The organism is Variovorax sp. Soil_C_39 (assembly GCF_057656815.1).
In genome coordinates this window covers 654,824-669,432 of the sequence record NZ_JBDGJQ010000002.1, presented here as the reverse complement: position 1 = coordinate 669,432, position 14,609 = coordinate 654,824, and the positions used below count along the sequence as shown (strand labels likewise).

Below are 14,609 nucleotides of genomic sequence, written 5' to 3'. Positions count from 1 at the left end.
GTTCAGAATTTCACGTCGAGCGTGATGTCGGTGAAAGTGGGTTCCTCGACCTGGTCCATGAGGCTGCGCTCGTCGGCCTGCGCCTTGGGCGCGGCGCGGTTCTGCAGGCGCCACATCAGGTTGGTGGGGGAGTCGGCATGGGCGAGGCCTTCCTCCCGCGTGATGCGGTTCTCGGTGACGAGGCGGGCGATGTCCTCCTCGAAGGTCTGCGAGCCCTCGGCCATCGACTGCTCCATGGCCTCCTTGACGCCCGAGAAGTCGCCCTTCTCGATGAGCTCGGCCACGAGCGCGGTGTTCAGCATCACCTCGAGCGCCGGCACGCGGCCGCCCGCGGGCGTGCGCAGCAGGCGCTGCGACACGATGGCGCGCAGCGCGCCGCCCAGGTCGCCGAGCAGCGTGGGGCGTACCTCGACCGGGTAGAAGCTCAGGATGCGGTTGAGCGCGCGGTAGCTGTTGTTGGCATGCAGCGTGGCCACGCACAGGTGGCCCGACTGCGCATAGGCGATGGCGGCCGTCATGGTGTCGCGATCGCGGATCTCGCCGATCTGGATCACGTCGGGCGCCTGGCGCAGCGCGTTCTTGAGCGCGACCTGCAGCGACTCTGTGTCGCTGCCCACGTCGCGCTGGTTCACCATCGACTTCTTGTTGGTGTAGGTGAATTCGATCGGTTCCTCGACCGTGAGGATGTGACCGGAGGCGTGCTCGTTGCGGTAGTCGAGCATCGAGGCCAGCGTGGTGGTCTTGCCCGCGCCGGTGGCGCCCACCATCAGGATCAGCCCGCGCTTTTCCATGATGAGCGTCTTGAGCACGTCGGGCAGGTTCAGGTCGGCAAAGCTCGGGATCGTCGACGCGATGTGCCGCACAACCACCGCATAGCTGCCGCGCTGGCGCATGGCGCTGATGCGGTAGTTGCCGGCGCCCTCGAGCATCACCGCCATGTTGAGCTCGCCGGTGCGTTCGAGCTCCTGGATCCGGGCCTCGGGCACCACTTCGGCCAAAAGCGCGAGCGGCGCGCTGGCCGGCAGCACCTGCGCGTTGATCGGCACGCAGGTGCCGTTGATGCGGATCAGGACTGGGGAGTGCGCCGAAAGATAGATGTCGGAAGCCTTGCGCTCGGCCATCAGACGAAGGATCCGTTCCATCATGTTCATCGGGCGCTCTCCTCGGGGTACTGATTGTTCTGGCGAAAAAAGAAGGATCAGTCGCGCAGCAGGTCGTTGAGCGAGGTGGTCGAGCGCGTCTTGGCGTCGACCTTCTTCATGATGATCGCCGCGTAGGTGTTGTACTTGCCGCCGGGCTTCGGCAGGCTGCCGGCCACCACGACCGAGCCGGCGGGCACGCGGCCGTAGATCACGGTGTCGGTCGCGCGGTCGTAGATCGGCGTGCTCTGGCCGATGAAGACGCCCATCGAGAGCACCGAGTTCTCTTCGACCACCACGCCTTCGACCACTTCGGAGCGCGCGCCGATGAAGCAGTTGTCCTCGATGATGGTGGGGCCGGCCTGCAGCGGCTCGAGCACGCCGCCGATGCCGACGCCGCCCGACAGGTGCACGTTGGCACCGATCTGCGCGCACGAACCGACGGTGGCCCAGGTGTCGACCATCGTGCCTTCGCCCACGTAGGCGCCGATGTTCACGTACGAGGGCATCAGGATCGCGCCCTTGGCGATGTAGCTGCCGCGGCGCGCCACGGCCGGCGGCACCACGCGCACGCCCGATTCCTTGAGTTCGGCGGCCGACAGGTGCGAGAACTTGGTCGGCACCTTGTCGTAGAAGCCCAGCGAGCCGGCCTGGATCTGCTCGTTGTCCTTGAGGCGGAACGACAGCAGAACGGCCTTCTTGATCCACTGGTGCACGGTCCACTGGCCGACCGCTTCGCGCGTGGCGACGCGCAGCTTGCCGTTGTTGAGTTCGGAGATCACGTGCTCGACGGCCTCGCGCACTTCGGCCGGCGCGGCGCTGGGCGAAAGGTTGGCGCGGTCTTCCCACGCGGCGTCGATGGTTTGTTGCAGTTGCTGGGTCATGAGAAGGTCTCGTTTGAAAAAGAGGAAATGCCGGAAGAAGGCGCTCAGCGCGCCTGCGGGCCGGCCTGCACGAAGCGCACGATGCGCTCGGCGGCTTCCACGCATTCGGCCGTTTCGGCCACCAGGGCCATGCGGATGCGGCCGCGGCCGGGGTTGGCGCCGCGGGGCCCGTGCGTCGCCTCGCGGGCCAGATAGCTCCCCGGCAAAACGGTCACATTGTATTGAGCGTAGAGCGCGCGGGCGAAGGCTTCGTCGTCGCCGCCCCACGCCTCGGGCACGCCCGCCCAGAGGTAGAAGCTGGCGTCGGGCAGGCGCACGTCGAGCACCTGCGCGAGCAGCGGCGTGACGGCCTCGAACTTGGCCCGGTACTTGGCGCGGTTCTCGACCACATGGCCCTCGTCGCCCCAGGCCGCGATGCTGGCGGCGGCCACTGCGCCGCTCATGGCGCTGCCGTGGTAGGTGCGGTAGAGCTGGAAGGCCTGGATGATCGCCGCGTCGCCGGCCACGAAGCCGCTGCGCAGCCCGGGCACGTTGCTGCGCTTGGACAGCGAGGTGAGCGCAATCAGGTTCCTGAAGTCGCTGCGGCCGAGCTTCGCGGCGGCTTCGAGGCCGCCGAGCGGCGGCGCGTCGCGGAAGTAGATCTCGCTGTAGCACTCGTCGGCCGCGATCACGAAGCCGTGGCGATCTGACAGTGCGAACAGCTTCTGCCACTCGTCCAGCGGCATCACCGCGCCGGTCGGGTTGCCGGGCGAGCAGACGAAGACGAGCTGGGTGCGCGCCCAGATGTCCTCGGGCACGCTGTCCCAGTCGACCGCGAAGTTGCGCGCGGGCACGCTCGGCACGTAGTAGGGCTCGGCCCCCGAGAGCAGCGCCGCGCCTTCGTAGATTTGATAGAACGGATTGGGCGACACCACCACCGGGGCTGTCGTGCGGCTGCCGTCGACCACCGTCTGCGCGAGCGAGAACAGCGCCTCGCGCGAGCCGTTGACCGGCAGCACCTGGGTGGCCGGATCGAGCTTCAATCCGTAGCGGCGCTCGAGCCAGCCGGTGAAGGCCGTGCGCAGCTTCGGGCTGCCGGCCGTGGCGGGATAGGCCGCGAGGGCGTCCATGCCGGCGGCCAGGGCCTCCTTGATGAAAGGCGGCGTGGCATGCTTCGGTTCGCCGATGCCCAGGCTGATGGGCGCGAAGGCGGCATCGGGCGTGACGCCCTCGAACAGGCGCCGCAGCCGCTCGAACGGGTAGGGCTGGAGCTTGGAGAGCAGGGGATTCATGGGGTGCGATTATCGGCGACGGGTGGCCGCCGCCGGGCGGCCGGCGCGCCGGTCAGGTGCCGCTGCGGCGGTAGAACGCGAGCGACCCGGCCAGCGCCAGCAGCATCGCGCCGCAGGTGCGGTCGATCCAGCGCGCGGCGGCGGCCGTCAACAGCCGCATGGCGCGCGCGCCGACGAAGGCGTAGACCAGCATCACGGCCGCGTCGAGCGAAGCGAACAGCACCGCGATGAGGGCGTACTGCACGCCCTGCGCGGCCGCGGGATCGATGAACTGCGGCAATAGCGCCGAGCAGAACAGGTAGCCCTTCGGGTTGGTGACCGCCACCAGGAACGACTTGAAGAACACCTTGCGGCCTTCGCCGGGCATCCCGGCCGGCAGCGCGCCGGCCGATCCACGGGGCGCATCGAAACTGCCGCCCCTGGAGCGCAGCATGCGCACCCCGAGCCATGCGAGGTAGGCGGCGCCGACCCACTTGAGCATCGAGAACCAGAACTCCGACGCCGCGAGCAGTGCACCGAGGCCCAGCGCCACCGCGCCGACCAGCACGAAGTCGGACAGCACCGCACCCGCGATGCCGGGCAGCGCGCCGCGCACGCCGCGTCGCGAGCCGTTGCTGAGCGCCAGCAGCACCGTCGGGCCGGGCGTGGCGATCGCGGCCAGTGCGACGATGGAGAACAGCAGGGCGGTGGCGAGCGTCATGGCGGTGGCCTTCCTACGGGTGGGTTCAGATCTTCTTGACCAGCACCTGGCTCTTGCGGTCCCAGTTGTACTTGCGCTTGCGCGCCTCGGGCAGCCAGTCGGGGTTGACCTGCTGGAAACCGCGCTTGAGGAACCAGTGCATGGTGCGCGTAGTGAGCACGAAGATGCTGTCCAGGCCCATGGCCTTGGCGCGGTGCTCGATGCGCTTGAGGATGCGCTCGCCGTCGCCCTGCGACTGCGACTGCGGCGACACCGTGAGCGCCGCCATCTCGGCGGTGCGCGCTTCGGGGTAGGGGTACAGCGCGGCGCAACCGAAGATCACGCCGTCGTGCTCGATGACCGTGTAGTGGCCGACGTCGCGCTCGATCTCGGTGCGGTCGCGCTTGACCAACGTGCCGTCGCGCTCGAACGGCTCGATCAGCTGCAGGATGCCGCCGATGTCGTCCACCGTGGCCTCGCGCAGGCTTTCGAGCTTCTCGTCGATCACCATGGTGCCGACGCCGTCGTGCACGTAGATCTCGAGCAGCAGCGAGCCGTCGAGCGCAAAGGGCAGGATGTGGTTGCGCTCCACGCCGGCCTTGCAGGCCTTCACGCAATGCTGCAGGTAGAAGGCCGTGTCGGTGGGCTTCTGCGGCGGCGGCAGCGAGGCGAGCAGCCGCTCGGCGGCGGCCAGCGGCAGCTCGGTGTCGATCGGGTTGTCTTCGCTTTCGGGCAGTTCGCTGTCGATGCGGATGCCCGGGACCTCGGTCAGGAAGATCAGCTTGTCGGCCTGGATGGAGATGGCCACGCTGGTGGCGACGTCTTCCATCGTGAGGTTGAAGGCCTCGCCCGTGGGCGAGAAGCCGAACGGCGAGATCAGCACCATGGCGCCGAAATCGAGCGTGCGGCGGATGCCCGCGGCATCGACCTTGCGCACCAGGCCCGAATGCTTGAAGTCCACGCCGTCGACCACGCCGATCGGCCGCGCGGTGATGAAGTTGCCCGAGATCACGCGCACCGTCGAGCCCGCCATGGGCGTGTTCGGCAGGCCCTGGCTGAACGCGGCCTCGATCTCGTAGCGCAGCTGGCCCGCAGCTTCCTGCGCCGAATCGAGCGCCACCTCGTCGGTGATGCGGATGCCGTGCGAATAGCGCGCCTCGTGCCCCTTGGCCGCGAGCTGCTCGTTGACCTGCGGCCGAAAGCCGTGCACCAGCACGACCTTGACGCCCATGCTCTGGATCAGCGCCAGGTCCTGGGCGATGTTCTGCAGCTTGCCCGCCGCGATCGCCTCGCCCGCCAGCGCGACCACGAAAGTCTTACCGCGGTGCGTGTGGATGTAGGGCGCGACCGAGCGGAACCAGGGCACGAAGGTGAAGTTGAAGACGGTGGACATGGGGCGTGATTGTGCAGCCACCGATAATCGCCGGTTCCCCGATTTTCGATATCCCTTGACGACCACTACGCCTTCGCCCTCGCTTCGCATCGACTTTCCCGAATCGCTGCCGGTTTCGGCCCGGCGCGAGGAGATCATGGCCGCCATCCAGGCGCACCAGGTGGTGATCGTCTGCGGCGAAACCGGTTCGGGCAAGACCACCCAGCTGCCGAAGATCGCGCTGGCGCTGGGTCGCGGCAAGCTCAACGCGCCGCCCGGCAAGGGGCGCCTGATCGGCCACACGCAGCCGCGGCGGATTGCCGCGAGCTCGGTCGCCAAGCGCATTGCCGAAGAGCTGAAGACGCCGCTCGGCGACGTGGTCGGCTTCAAGGTGCGCTTCCAGGACCGGCTCTCGCGCGATGCCTCGGTCAAGCTCATGACCGACGGCATCCTGCTGGCCGAGACGCAGACCGATCCGCTGCTCAAGGCCTACGACACGCTGATCATCGACGAGGCCCACGAGCGCTCGCTGAACATCGACTTTTTGCTTGGCTACCTGCGTGAGATCCTGCCGCGCAGGCCCGACCTGAAGGTGATCGTGACCTCGGCGACCATCGACGCCGAGCGCTTCGCCAATCACTTCGCCTCCGCCAAGGGGCCGGCGCCGACGGTGTTCGTCTCGGGGCGCACGTTCCCGGTCGAGCAGCGCTACCGCCCGTTCGAGGAATCGCGCGAGCACGACCTGAACGACGCGATCGCCGACGGCGTCGACGAGCTCTGGCGCGACCCGCACAACGCGGGCGACATCCTGGTCTTCCTGCCGGGCGAGCGCGAGATCCGCGAGGCGGCCGACCACCTGCGCCGTCATCTCGCGCACCAGCCGCTGTTTCGCAACGCCGAGGTGCTGCCGCTGTTCGCGCGGCTGTCGGGCCCCGAGCAGGACCGAATCTTCGACGGCCACACCGGCCGCCGCATCGTGCTGGCCACCAACGTGGCCGAAACCTCGCTCACCGTGCCGGGCATCCGCTACGTGATCGACACCGGCACCGCGCGCGTCAAGCGCTACAGCTTCCGCAGCAAGGTCGAGCAGCTGCTGGTCGAGCCGATCAGCCAGGCCGCGGCGAACCAGCGCGCGGGCCGTTGCGGCCGCGTGGCGGACGGCATCTGCATCCGGCTCTACGACCAGAAGGATTTCGACGGCCGGCCGCGCTTTACCGATCCCGAGATCCTGCGCTCGTCGTTGGCGGGCGTGATCCTGCGCATGAAGTCGCTGCGCCTGGGCGACGTGGCGCGCTTTCCGTTCCTGGAGGCGCCGTCGCCGCGCGCCATCGCCGACGGCTACCAGCTGCTCAACGAACTCGGCGCGGTGGACGACGCGAACGAACTCACCGCCACCGGCGTCGAACTGGCCCGGCTGCCGCTCGACCCGCGCGTGGGCCGCATGATCCTCGAGGCGCGCACGCGCGGTGCGCTCGAGGAGGTGCTGGTGATCGCCTCGGCGCTCAGCGTGCAGGACGTGCGCGACCGGCCGATGGACGCGCAGCAACAAGCCGACCAGGCACATTCGAAGTTCGACGACGAGAAGAGCGAATTCAGCGGCTACCTGCGGCTGTGGAAATGGATCGCCGACGCGCGCGGGGGGCATGGCGACACGCATAAACTCAGCAACCGGCAGTACGAGCAACTGCTGCGCCAGAACTTCATCAACATCCGGCGCGTGCGCGAATGGCGCGACATCCATTCGCAGCTGCTCACGGTCGTGACCGAGCACAAGTGGCGCATCAACCAGGAACCGGCAGGCTACGAAGCGCTGCACCTGTCGATGCTCGCGGGCCTGCTCGGCAACGTCGGCTGGAAGCTCGAGGACGACGAGGCCTACCTGGGCGCGCGCGGCATCAAGTTCTACAAGCACCCGGGCGCGCACCTGAAGAAGAAGCCCGGCCGCTGGATCGTCGCGGCCGAGCTGGTCGAGACCACGCGGCTCTTCGGCCGCGGCATCGCCAACATCGAGCCGCAGTGGCTCGAAGAGGTGGCGGGCCACCTGCTGAAGAAGCAACTGCTCGATCCGCATTGGGAGAAGAAGGGCGCGCAAGTCGCGGCGCTCGAGCGCGCGACGCTGTACGGCCTGGTGGTGTACAGCGGGCGCCGCATCGACTTCACGCGCGTCGATCCGGTCGCGGCGCGCGAGATCTTCATCCGCGAAGCGCTGGTCGGTGGGCAATGGGACACCAAGTTCCCGTTTCTCGCGGCCAACCGCAAGCTGGTTCGCGAGGTCGAGGGCCTGGAGCACAAGTCGCGCCGGCAGGACGTGCTGGTGGACGACGAGCTGATCTTCGCTTTCTACGATGCGCAGCTGCCCGCCGACGTGGCGAGCGGCATCACCTTCGAGAACTGGTACCGGCAGGCGTCGAGGGAACAGCCGCGTCTGCTGTTCCTGAGCCGCGAAGAGCTGATGCGCCACCAGGCGGCGGGCATCACCACGCAGTCGTTCCCCTCCACGCTGCGGCTCGGCGGCGTGGATTGCGCAGCCACCTACCTGCACGAGCCCGGCGACCCGAAGGACGGCCTCACGGTCAGCGTGCCGCTGTTCGTGCTCAACCAGGTGAGCGAGGAGCGTTGCGAATGGCTGGTCACGGGCATGCTCAAGGACAAGATCCAGGCGCTGCTCAAGAGCCTGCCGCAACGCCCGCGCTCGCGGCTGGTGCCGCTGCCCGACACCGCGACAAGGCTGGCCGCCGAGCTGTCGGCGCCCGAGGTCTTCGGCACCGGCTCGCTCACCGACGCGCTGCTCAAGCGCGTGCGCGATGCCACGAGCCTCGACGTGAAACGCGCCGACTTCAAGCTCGACATGCTGGCGCCGCACCTGTTCATGAACCTGCGCATCGTCGACGAGCACGGCCGCCAGCTCGGCATGGGCCGCAACCTCGGTGCGCTCAAGGCCGAACTCGGCGCGCAGGCCCGCGGCGCCTTCCAGGCGCTCGCGGGCCTCAACGTGAAGGCCTCTTCGCCATCGACGGCGCGCGGGCCTGCGGCCGACGCCGAAGCGGGCGCGCAGTCAGCGGGCGAGGCTGCGGCGGCGCCCGCCGCGCCCAGCCTGCCAGCGGGCCAGCGCTACACGAGCTGGAGCTTCGGCGAACTGCCCGAGCTCATGGAGGTGCGCCGCGGCGCGCAGTCGCTGATCGGTTTTCCGGCGCTGCGCGACGAAGGCGATGCGGTCACGATCGAGGTCTTCGACGAGCCCGCAGTGGCTGCGGCCAAACACCGCGCGGGCCTGCGCCGGCTGTTCGCGCTGCAGCTGAAGGACGCGCTCAAGTACCTCGAGAAGAACATCCCCGACCTGCAGAAGATGTCGGTGGCCTACATGCCACTCGGCACCTCCGAAGAGCTGCGCACGCAGATCATCGACGTGGCGATCGACCGCGCCTTCCTGCAGGAACCGCTGCCCACCGACGAGCCCGCCTTCAAGCGCCGGCTCGAGGAAGGGCGAGGCCGGCTCACGCTGATCGCGAACGAGGTGGCGCGCCTGGCCGGCGGCATCCTGGCCGAATACGCGGCGGCCGCGCGCAAGATCAAGGACACGAAGCTGCAGCCCGAGTCGGTGCAGGACGCTGCGCAGCAATTGCAGCGCCTGGTCGGCAAGCGTTTCATCGCCGACGCGCCATGGAGCCAGTTGCAGCACTTTCCACGCTACCTGAAGGCGATTGTGCTGCGGCTCGACAAGCTGCGCGGTGACCCCGCGCGCGACGCCGCAAAATTGGCCGAGCTGCGGCCGCAGGAACAGCGTTACTTGCGGCTGGTCGCCGAGCGCAAGGGCGTAGTCGACGAGCGCATGCTCGAATTCCGCTGGCTGCTCGAGGAGCTTCGCGTGAGCTTCTTCGCGCAGGAGCTGCGCACGCCGCAGCCCGTGAGCGTCAAGCGGCTCGACAAGGCCTGGGGCCAGTTGCAGGCCTGAGGCGCGCCAACGAAGAAGCAGCGCCAAAAAAAAAGCCCGCGGGTGCCGCGGGCTCTTCGGTGGGTGCGATACCCAGGGCGCCTATATGCGTCCCATGAGCACCAGGATGACGACGATCAGCACGACAAGGCCCAGACCGCCGCTGGGCCAATAGCCCCAGCTCCGGCTGTAGCCCCAGCTCGGCAGCGCGCCGACCAGAAGCAATATCAGGATGATCAGCAGAATGAACGAGAGGGACATGCGTTTCTCCTGGCGTTGTTGTGATGCCCTCGATGCTGGGTGCCGAGCCACAGGAAAAACGCCGGATAGCCGCTTCTTCGGCGGTCAGGACTGTCCTACCGCTGCCCTCGGGCAGCGGGCGGGTCAGAGCTTCGCGAGCCGGTCGAGTGCCGCGCGCAGGGTTTCGTCCTTCTTGGCGAAACAGAAGCGCACCACGCGCTGGTCGAAGCCGTTGCCATAGAACGCCGACAGCGGGATCGCCGCCACACCGATCTCGCGCGTGAGCCAGAGGCAGAACTCGGCTTCCGACAGGTCACTCACCGCCGAGATGTCGACGCACTGGAAATAGCTACCTTCGCTGCGCAGCAATTTGAAGCGTGTCTTCTCGGCCAGGCCCGCCGCGAACAGGTCGCGCTTGCGCTGGTAGAACGCGGGCAGCTCGAGGTAGGGCGCCGGTGCGCCCATGTACTGCGCAAGCGCGTGCTGCATCGGCGTGTTGACCGTGAACACATTGAACTGGTGCACCTTGCGGAATTCGGCCATGAGCGGCGCCGGCGCGGCCACGTAGCCGACCTTCCAGCCGGTGACGTGGTAGGTCTTGCCGAAGCTGCTCACGATGAAGCTGCGCGCCGCCAGGCCGGGAAAGCGCGCCACGCTCTCGTGCTGCGCACCGTCGAACACCATGTGCTCGTAGACCTCGTCGGCAATCACCAGCACCTCGGTGGGCGCGAGCAGTTCCTCGAGCCGGCGCATCTCGGCCGCGGTCCAGACCGTGGCGCTCGGGTTGTGCGGCGTGTTGACGATGATGGCGCGCGTGCGCGGCGTCAGCGCGGCCGCGATGCGGTCGAAGTCGGGGCGGAAGGTGCCGGGCGTGAGCGGCACGCGCACCACGCGCCCGCCGGCCAGCTCGATGTTCGGCACGTAGCTGTCGTAGCACGGCTCGAGCACGATCACCTCGTCGTCGGCGCGCACCACGGCGAGGATGGCGGTGATGATGGCCTGGGTCGCGCCGGCGGTGACCGTGATCTCGTCGGCGGCGCTGTAGCTGCGTCCATAGACCGCCGAGATCTTGTCGGCAATGGCCTGCCGCAGCGCCGGGATGCCCGGCATCGGTGGGTACTGATTGTGGCCCGCGGCCATCGCGGCCGTGACGTCGTCGAGCAGCTTCGGGTCGCAGTGGAAATCGGGAAAGCCCTGCCCGAGGTTGACCGCGTTCTTCTCGGCCGCGAGCGCGGACATCACGGTGAAGATGGTGGTGCCCACGACGGGCAGCTTGGTGCCGATCTCCGGCGTGCGGGGGGACGAATGAAGAGTACTCATGGTGATCGTGGGGTCGGAAGTTCTGCTGCTTCGGCGTTCCTTCGTGAAACACCGCGGAACCGGTTTTGCCGGGCCGCTGGTGTTGCCCCCGGAAGGGGGTTGGCGAAGCGACACGAAGTGCGCGAAGACTGGGGGTGATCCTATAACTCGTAGTCCTGCTGGTGGCCGCTCAGGGCCTTTGCGATCAGGTTGCGGTCGAGGCGGTCGGACAGCAGCTCGGCGAACTTGAACACGAAGTTGCGCAGGTAGGCGCTGCGCTTGAAGGCTACCCGCGCGATGTTCTGGCCGAACACGTGTCCCATCGGGCGCACGACGAGGTCGGCGTTCGACTCGTCGCGCACCGCCATCTCGGCCACGATGCCCACGCCGAGGCCCAGGCGCACGTAGGTCTTGATCACGTCGGAGTCGATCGCCTCGAGCGCGATGCGCGGCGAGAGCTTCTTTTGTGCAAAGGCATGGTCGATGCGCGTGCGCCCGGTGAAAGACGGGTGGTAAGTGATGATCGGCTCGAGCGCCAGGTCCTCCAGCGAGATGCGCTCCCTGGCCGCAAGCGGATGGTCCTTCGGCAGCACCAGCACGTGCTGCCATTCGTAGCAGGGCAGGGTCACGAGATCGGCATAGTCGGCGAGCGACTCGGTCGCGATGCCGACCTCGGCGATCTCGTCGATCACCATGCGCGCCACCTGGTCGGGCGAGCCCTGGTGCAGGCTCACGTTGACCTTCGGGTACGCCTCGCGCAGCTTCGCCACCGGCACCGGGAGCACGTAGCGCGCCTGCGTGTGCGTGGTCGCGATAGACAGCGTGCCGCTGTCCTGGGCGCTGAACTGCTCGCCGATGCGCCGCAGATTGCCGACCTCGCGCATGATCAGCTCGATGCTCGCAATGACATGCTGGCCCGGCTCGGTGATGCGCTTCAGGCGCTTGCCATGGCGCGCGAAGATCTCGACGCCAAGTTCTTCCTCGAGCTCGATGATGGCCTTGGACACGCCGGGCTGCGAGGTGTGGAGCGCTTTCGCTGCCTCCGTCAGGTTCAGGTTGCGCCGCACGGCTTCCTGAACAAACTTGAACTGGTGCAGATTCATATCAAATTCCGTCTTATTGCGGAATTCATTATGCCTTTGAAGTCTATTGAAATTTCAAGGACATCAAGTTTTGCTTGCAATTCTGGCGAGCAGGTCGATCAGTTCGGGTTCTTCCCCGACGGTGCGGGCCAGGTCGAAGCGCACAGCGGGCCAAGCCTGGCGCAGCGCGTCCATCTGCAGCGGCAGGTCTTCGCGCGCATGCTTGCCCATGCCGAGGAACAGCGGAACGATCCGCAGCGCTGTGGCGCCGCTCGCGATCAGCGCGGCCGCGGCTGTGTGCACGTCGGGCGTGGCGAGTTCCATGTAGGCGCAGGCCACGCGCGCCTGCGGATCGAGCGCGGTCAGGCGGGCCGCCACCGCTTCGATCGGCTCGCGCCAGCGCGCGTCGCGCGAGCCGTGGGCCAGCAGCACGATGCCTCTTGCGTTTTCCGCGCCGGCCATCGTCGCTACCTTCGAAGCACCAGCCAGCTGAAGGCCGCCAGCGACATCACCGAGTAGATGAGCCCCGGCGCCGCCGCCGTGAGCATGGGCGACCAATTGCTCAGGTTCCCGAGATAGCCGAACACGTTGTTGAGCAGGAAGAAGCTGATGCCGATCATCACGCCGCCGAACACGTACGTGGTGATGCCGGCCTGGCGAAAGTGCAGGTAGGCGAACGGCAGCGCGAGCACCACCATCACGAGGCACGACAGCGGATAGAAGACCTTGCGCCAGAACTGGATCTCGTAGCGCTGTGCGGTCTGGCCGTTGGCGTCGAGGTGGCGGATGTAGTCGAACAGGTCGATCGTGCCCATGCGGTCGGGCCGCAGCAGCGCCACCGAAACCATCTCGGCCGTCAGCGTGGTCGGCCAGTCGAGCTGCGGCTCCTTGGTGGTCACGATGCGCGCCTTGTCGGCCGTGCTCCGGGTGTCGTAGTCCTGGGTTTCGACGTCGGTCAGCGTCCAGTGCTCGTCGTGGATGCGTGCCGAGGCGGCGACGATCTGCTTGCGCACATAGCCGTTCTCGTCGAACTCGAAGATGCGAGCGTTCTTGAGCGAGCCGTCACGCGCGATCGAGAGCACGTTCACCGCATAGGAGACGTTCTCGCGCTTCTCCTTGAGCCAGGCGCCGGTGTTGCCGACGAAAGAATAGGTGCCCTGGTAGCGTGACTTGAGCAACTGGCCGGTGCGCTCGGAGGCCGGTGCGATGTAGTCGCCGATGGCGAAGGTCAGCACGACGAAGCCCAGGCCCAGCAGCAGCAGCGTGCGCAGCGCGCGCCACGGACCGAGCCCGCTGGTGCGCAGGATGGTGTATTCCGAACTCTGCGCGAGCCGCGCCATCACGAAGATGCAGCCGATGAGCACCGTGATCGGGAGCAGCTCGTAGAGATGGCTCGGGATCAGCAAGGTCACGTAGATCAGCGCCTGCGCGGGGCCATAGGCCAGGCTCTCGGGCCGGCCGAGCGACTGCAGCTCGTCGACGAAGTCGAAGAAGAAAAAGAGGCTCAGGAAGCCGAGGGTCACGAAAGCCACGGCTTTCAGGACCTCGACGTAGATCAGGCGGCGGATGGTTTTCACGGGGACGGATCGGTTTTGGAGGACGGCAGGCCGCCGGCCATCACGCGCTCGGCCCTGCGGCGCCGGCCCCAGTTGTTGTTGCGCAGCGTCAGCCACGCGAGCGCCACGACCATGACGCCGCCGTGCAGCAGCAGCATGAACGAGCCCATGCCGAAGCGGCCGGTGCTGATCCAGCTCTGGCCGAGGTTGAGCATGTTGTAATAGACGACGAAGGCGAACAGCGCGAACAGCAGGTTGCCGCTGCGCCCCACGCGCGGATTGACGCTCGAGACGGTGAGCGCGAGCAGCACGAAATTGACCGCCGCGAGCAGCATGCCAAGGCGCCAGGCCAGCTCGCCCTGGCTCACGTCGCCGGGCTCGCGCAGCAGCTGCAGCGTGGGCTTGGCGCGCACCGGCGTGCCGTCGGTCGCGAAATCGCTGCTGCCGCCGGCGCGCGTTCCGTAGGTTTCGAACTCGCTGATCTTCAGGCCCGAGGTGGGCAGCAGCGGCCGCTCGAGCCGCTGGCCGTTGCTCAGCATCAGGTAGCGGTTGTTGCCGATGTCCTCGATGCGGCCGCTGCGAGCCGAAGTGGTGATCTGCAGGCCGCGCTCGATGGACCAGATGAACACGTTCGTCGCCGTGGCATTGTCGGGCGTGTCCTTGTCGATGAAGAACACGCGCATGCGGCCCGACGACTCACGGAATTCGCCCGGCGAGACCCGCTCGATGTCGCTGCGGCGCTCGTACTGGGCGCGCATGCCGATGGTCTGCGAATTGGCCCAGGGCCAACCGACCAGCGCCATGACGGCGATCAGCAGCAGCACGGGCCACGCGAAGCGGAACAGCGGCTTGACGAAATCGACCAGGCCGCGGCCGCTGGAAAACCAGATCACCATCTCGCTGTCGCGGTACATGCGCGAGAGAGTGCCGACGATGGCGACGAACAGGCTCAGGCTCAGGATGGTCGGCATGTAGCCGAGCACCGTGTAGGCCATCACGAGGAAGACTTCGGAGGGATTCACGCTGCCCTTAGAGGCGAGGCCGAGCGTGCGGATCAGCATCATGGTCATCACGATGGTGACCAGGACCACGAGGGTCGCTCCGAAGCTGCGCGACAGCTCCTTGCGTAAGGAAGAATGGAATAACATCGTTCGAG

General features: G+C 67.4%; 12 protein-coding genes. 1 reads left to right on the top strand and 11 read right to left on the bottom strand.

The features are described from left to right. Window positions 1-2: 2 nt before the first annotated feature. The 5 genes from AC3A6J_RS07205 to argA are packed head-to-tail and all read right to left on the bottom strand — an operon-like array spanning window position 3 to window position 5,366. Window positions 3-1,151, bottom strand: a complete 1,149-nt coding sequence (locus tag AC3A6J_RS07205) for a PilT/PilU family type 4a pilus ATPase (protein WP_487859223.1) — start codon at window positions 1,149-1,151, stop codon at window positions 3-5. A 47-nt stretch (window positions 1,152-1,198) separates the two neighbouring features. Beyond that, a complete protein-coding gene (gene dapD, locus AC3A6J_RS07200; RefSeq protein WP_487859222.1) occupies window positions 1,199-2,023 on the bottom strand; it encodes a 2,3,4,5-tetrahydropyridine-2,6-dicarboxylate N-succinyltransferase in 825 nt (274 codons plus the stop codon). A 44-nt stretch (window positions 2,024-2,067) separates the two neighbouring features. Further along, the gene (gene dapC, locus AC3A6J_RS07195) at window positions 2,068-3,294 is read right to left on the bottom strand and encodes a succinyldiaminopimelate transaminase (protein WP_487859221.1); all 1,227 of its coding nucleotides are present in this window, start codon (window positions 3,292-3,294) and stop codon (window positions 2,068-2,070) included. A 52-nt stretch (window positions 3,295-3,346) separates the two neighbouring features. Beyond that, the gene (locus tag AC3A6J_RS07190; RefSeq protein ID WP_487859220.1) at window positions 3,347-3,994 is read right to left on the bottom strand and encodes a LysE family translocator; all 648 of its coding nucleotides are present in this window, start codon (window positions 3,992-3,994) and stop codon (window positions 3,347-3,349) included. A gap of 25 nt (window positions 3,995-4,019) precedes the next feature. Then, on the bottom strand, window positions 4,020-5,366 hold the full coding sequence (gene argA / locus AC3A6J_RS07185; protein WP_487859219.1) for an amino-acid N-acetyltransferase: 1,347 nt from the start codon (window positions 5,364-5,366) through the stop codon (window positions 4,020-4,022). A gap of 55 nt (window positions 5,367-5,421) precedes the next feature. On the opposite strand from argA, the gene hrpA reads away from it, so the two are divergent. Further along, on the top strand, window positions 5,422-9,297 hold the full coding sequence (hrpA, locus tag AC3A6J_RS07180) for an ATP-dependent RNA helicase HrpA (protein ID WP_487859218.1): 3,876 nt from the start codon (window positions 5,422-5,424) through the stop codon (window positions 9,295-9,297). 81 nt (window positions 9,298-9,378) lie between these two features. Here hrpA and AC3A6J_RS07175 read toward each other — a convergent pair whose 3' ends face one another. From AC3A6J_RS07175 to lptF, 6 genes are all read right to left on the bottom strand, one after another. Continuing rightward, a complete protein-coding gene (locus AC3A6J_RS07175) occupies window positions 9,379-9,537 on the bottom strand; it encodes a DUF3309 family protein (protein ID WP_487859217.1) in 159 nt (52 codons plus the stop codon). A 123-nt stretch (window positions 9,538-9,660) separates the two neighbouring features. Continuing rightward, entirely contained in the window at window positions 9,661-10,836 is a 1,176-nt protein-coding gene (locus AC3A6J_RS07170; protein ID WP_487859216.1) for a pyridoxal phosphate-dependent aminotransferase, read from the bottom strand. Window positions 10,837-10,976: 140 nt separating this feature from the next. Further along, window positions 10,977-11,918 (bottom strand): CysB family HTH-type transcriptional regulator, encoded by a 942-nt coding sequence (locus AC3A6J_RS07165; RefSeq protein ID WP_487859215.1) that lies wholly within the window; start codon window positions 11,916-11,918, stop codon window positions 10,977-10,979. Between the two features lie 63 nt (window positions 11,919-11,981). Then, a complete protein-coding gene (locus AC3A6J_RS07160) occupies window positions 11,982-12,359 on the bottom strand; it encodes a sirohydrochlorin chelatase (protein WP_487859214.1) in 378 nt (125 codons plus the stop codon). A 5-nt stretch (window positions 12,360-12,364) separates the two neighbouring features. Continuing rightward, window positions 12,365-13,474: an LPS export ABC transporter permease LptG gene (gene lptG, locus AC3A6J_RS07155; protein WP_487859213.1), complete on the bottom strand. Its 1,110-nt coding sequence runs from the start codon at window positions 13,472-13,474 to the stop codon at window positions 12,365-12,367. Next, on the bottom strand, window positions 13,471-14,601 hold the full coding sequence (gene lptF / locus AC3A6J_RS07150) for an LPS export ABC transporter permease LptF (protein ID WP_487859212.1): 1,131 nt from the start codon (window positions 14,599-14,601) through the stop codon (window positions 13,471-13,473). The genes lptG and lptF overlap by 4 nt, the downstream gene beginning before the upstream one ends. Between the last annotated feature and the right edge of the window lie 8 nt (window positions 14,602-14,609).

Bases quoted from the DNA above. Each gene is read 5' to 3' on its own strand.
- AC3A6J_RS07190 (WP_487859220.1), bottom strand. From the start codon at position 3,994: ATGACGCTCGCCACCGCCCTGCTGTTCTCCATCGTCGCACTGGCCGCG.
- AC3A6J_RS07160 (WP_487859214.1), bottom strand. From the start codon at position 12,359: ATGGCCGGCGCGGAAAACGCAAGAGGCATCGTGCTGCTGGCCCACGGC.
- AC3A6J_RS07175 (WP_487859217.1), bottom strand. From the start codon at position 9,537: ATGTCCCTCTCGTTCATTCTGCTGATCATCCTGATATTGCTTCTGGTC.
- dapC (WP_487859221.1), bottom strand. From the start codon at position 3,294: ATGAATCCCCTGCTCTCCAAGCTCCAGCCCTACCCGTTCGAGCGGCTG.
- AC3A6J_RS07165 (WP_487859215.1), bottom strand. From the start codon at position 11,918: ATGAATCTGCACCAGTTCAAGTTTGTTCAGGAAGCCGTGCGGCGCAAC.
- AC3A6J_RS07170 (WP_487859216.1), bottom strand. From the start codon at position 10,836: ATGAGTACTCTTCATTCGTCCCCCCGCACGCCGGAGATCGGCACCAAG.
- dapD (WP_487859222.1), bottom strand. From the start codon at position 2,023: ATGACCCAGCAACTGCAACAAACCATCGACGCCGCGTGGGAAGACCGC.
- lptF (WP_487859212.1), bottom strand. From the start codon at position 14,601: ATGTTATTCCATTCTTCCTTACGCAAGGAGCTGTCGCGCAGCTTCGGA.
- argA (WP_487859219.1), bottom strand. From the start codon at position 5,366: ATGTCCACCGTCTTCAACTTCACCTTCGTGCCCTGGTTCCGCTCGGTC.
- AC3A6J_RS07205 (WP_487859223.1), bottom strand. From the start codon at position 1,151: ATGAACATGATGGAACGGATCCTTCGTCTGATGGCCGAGCGCAAGGCT.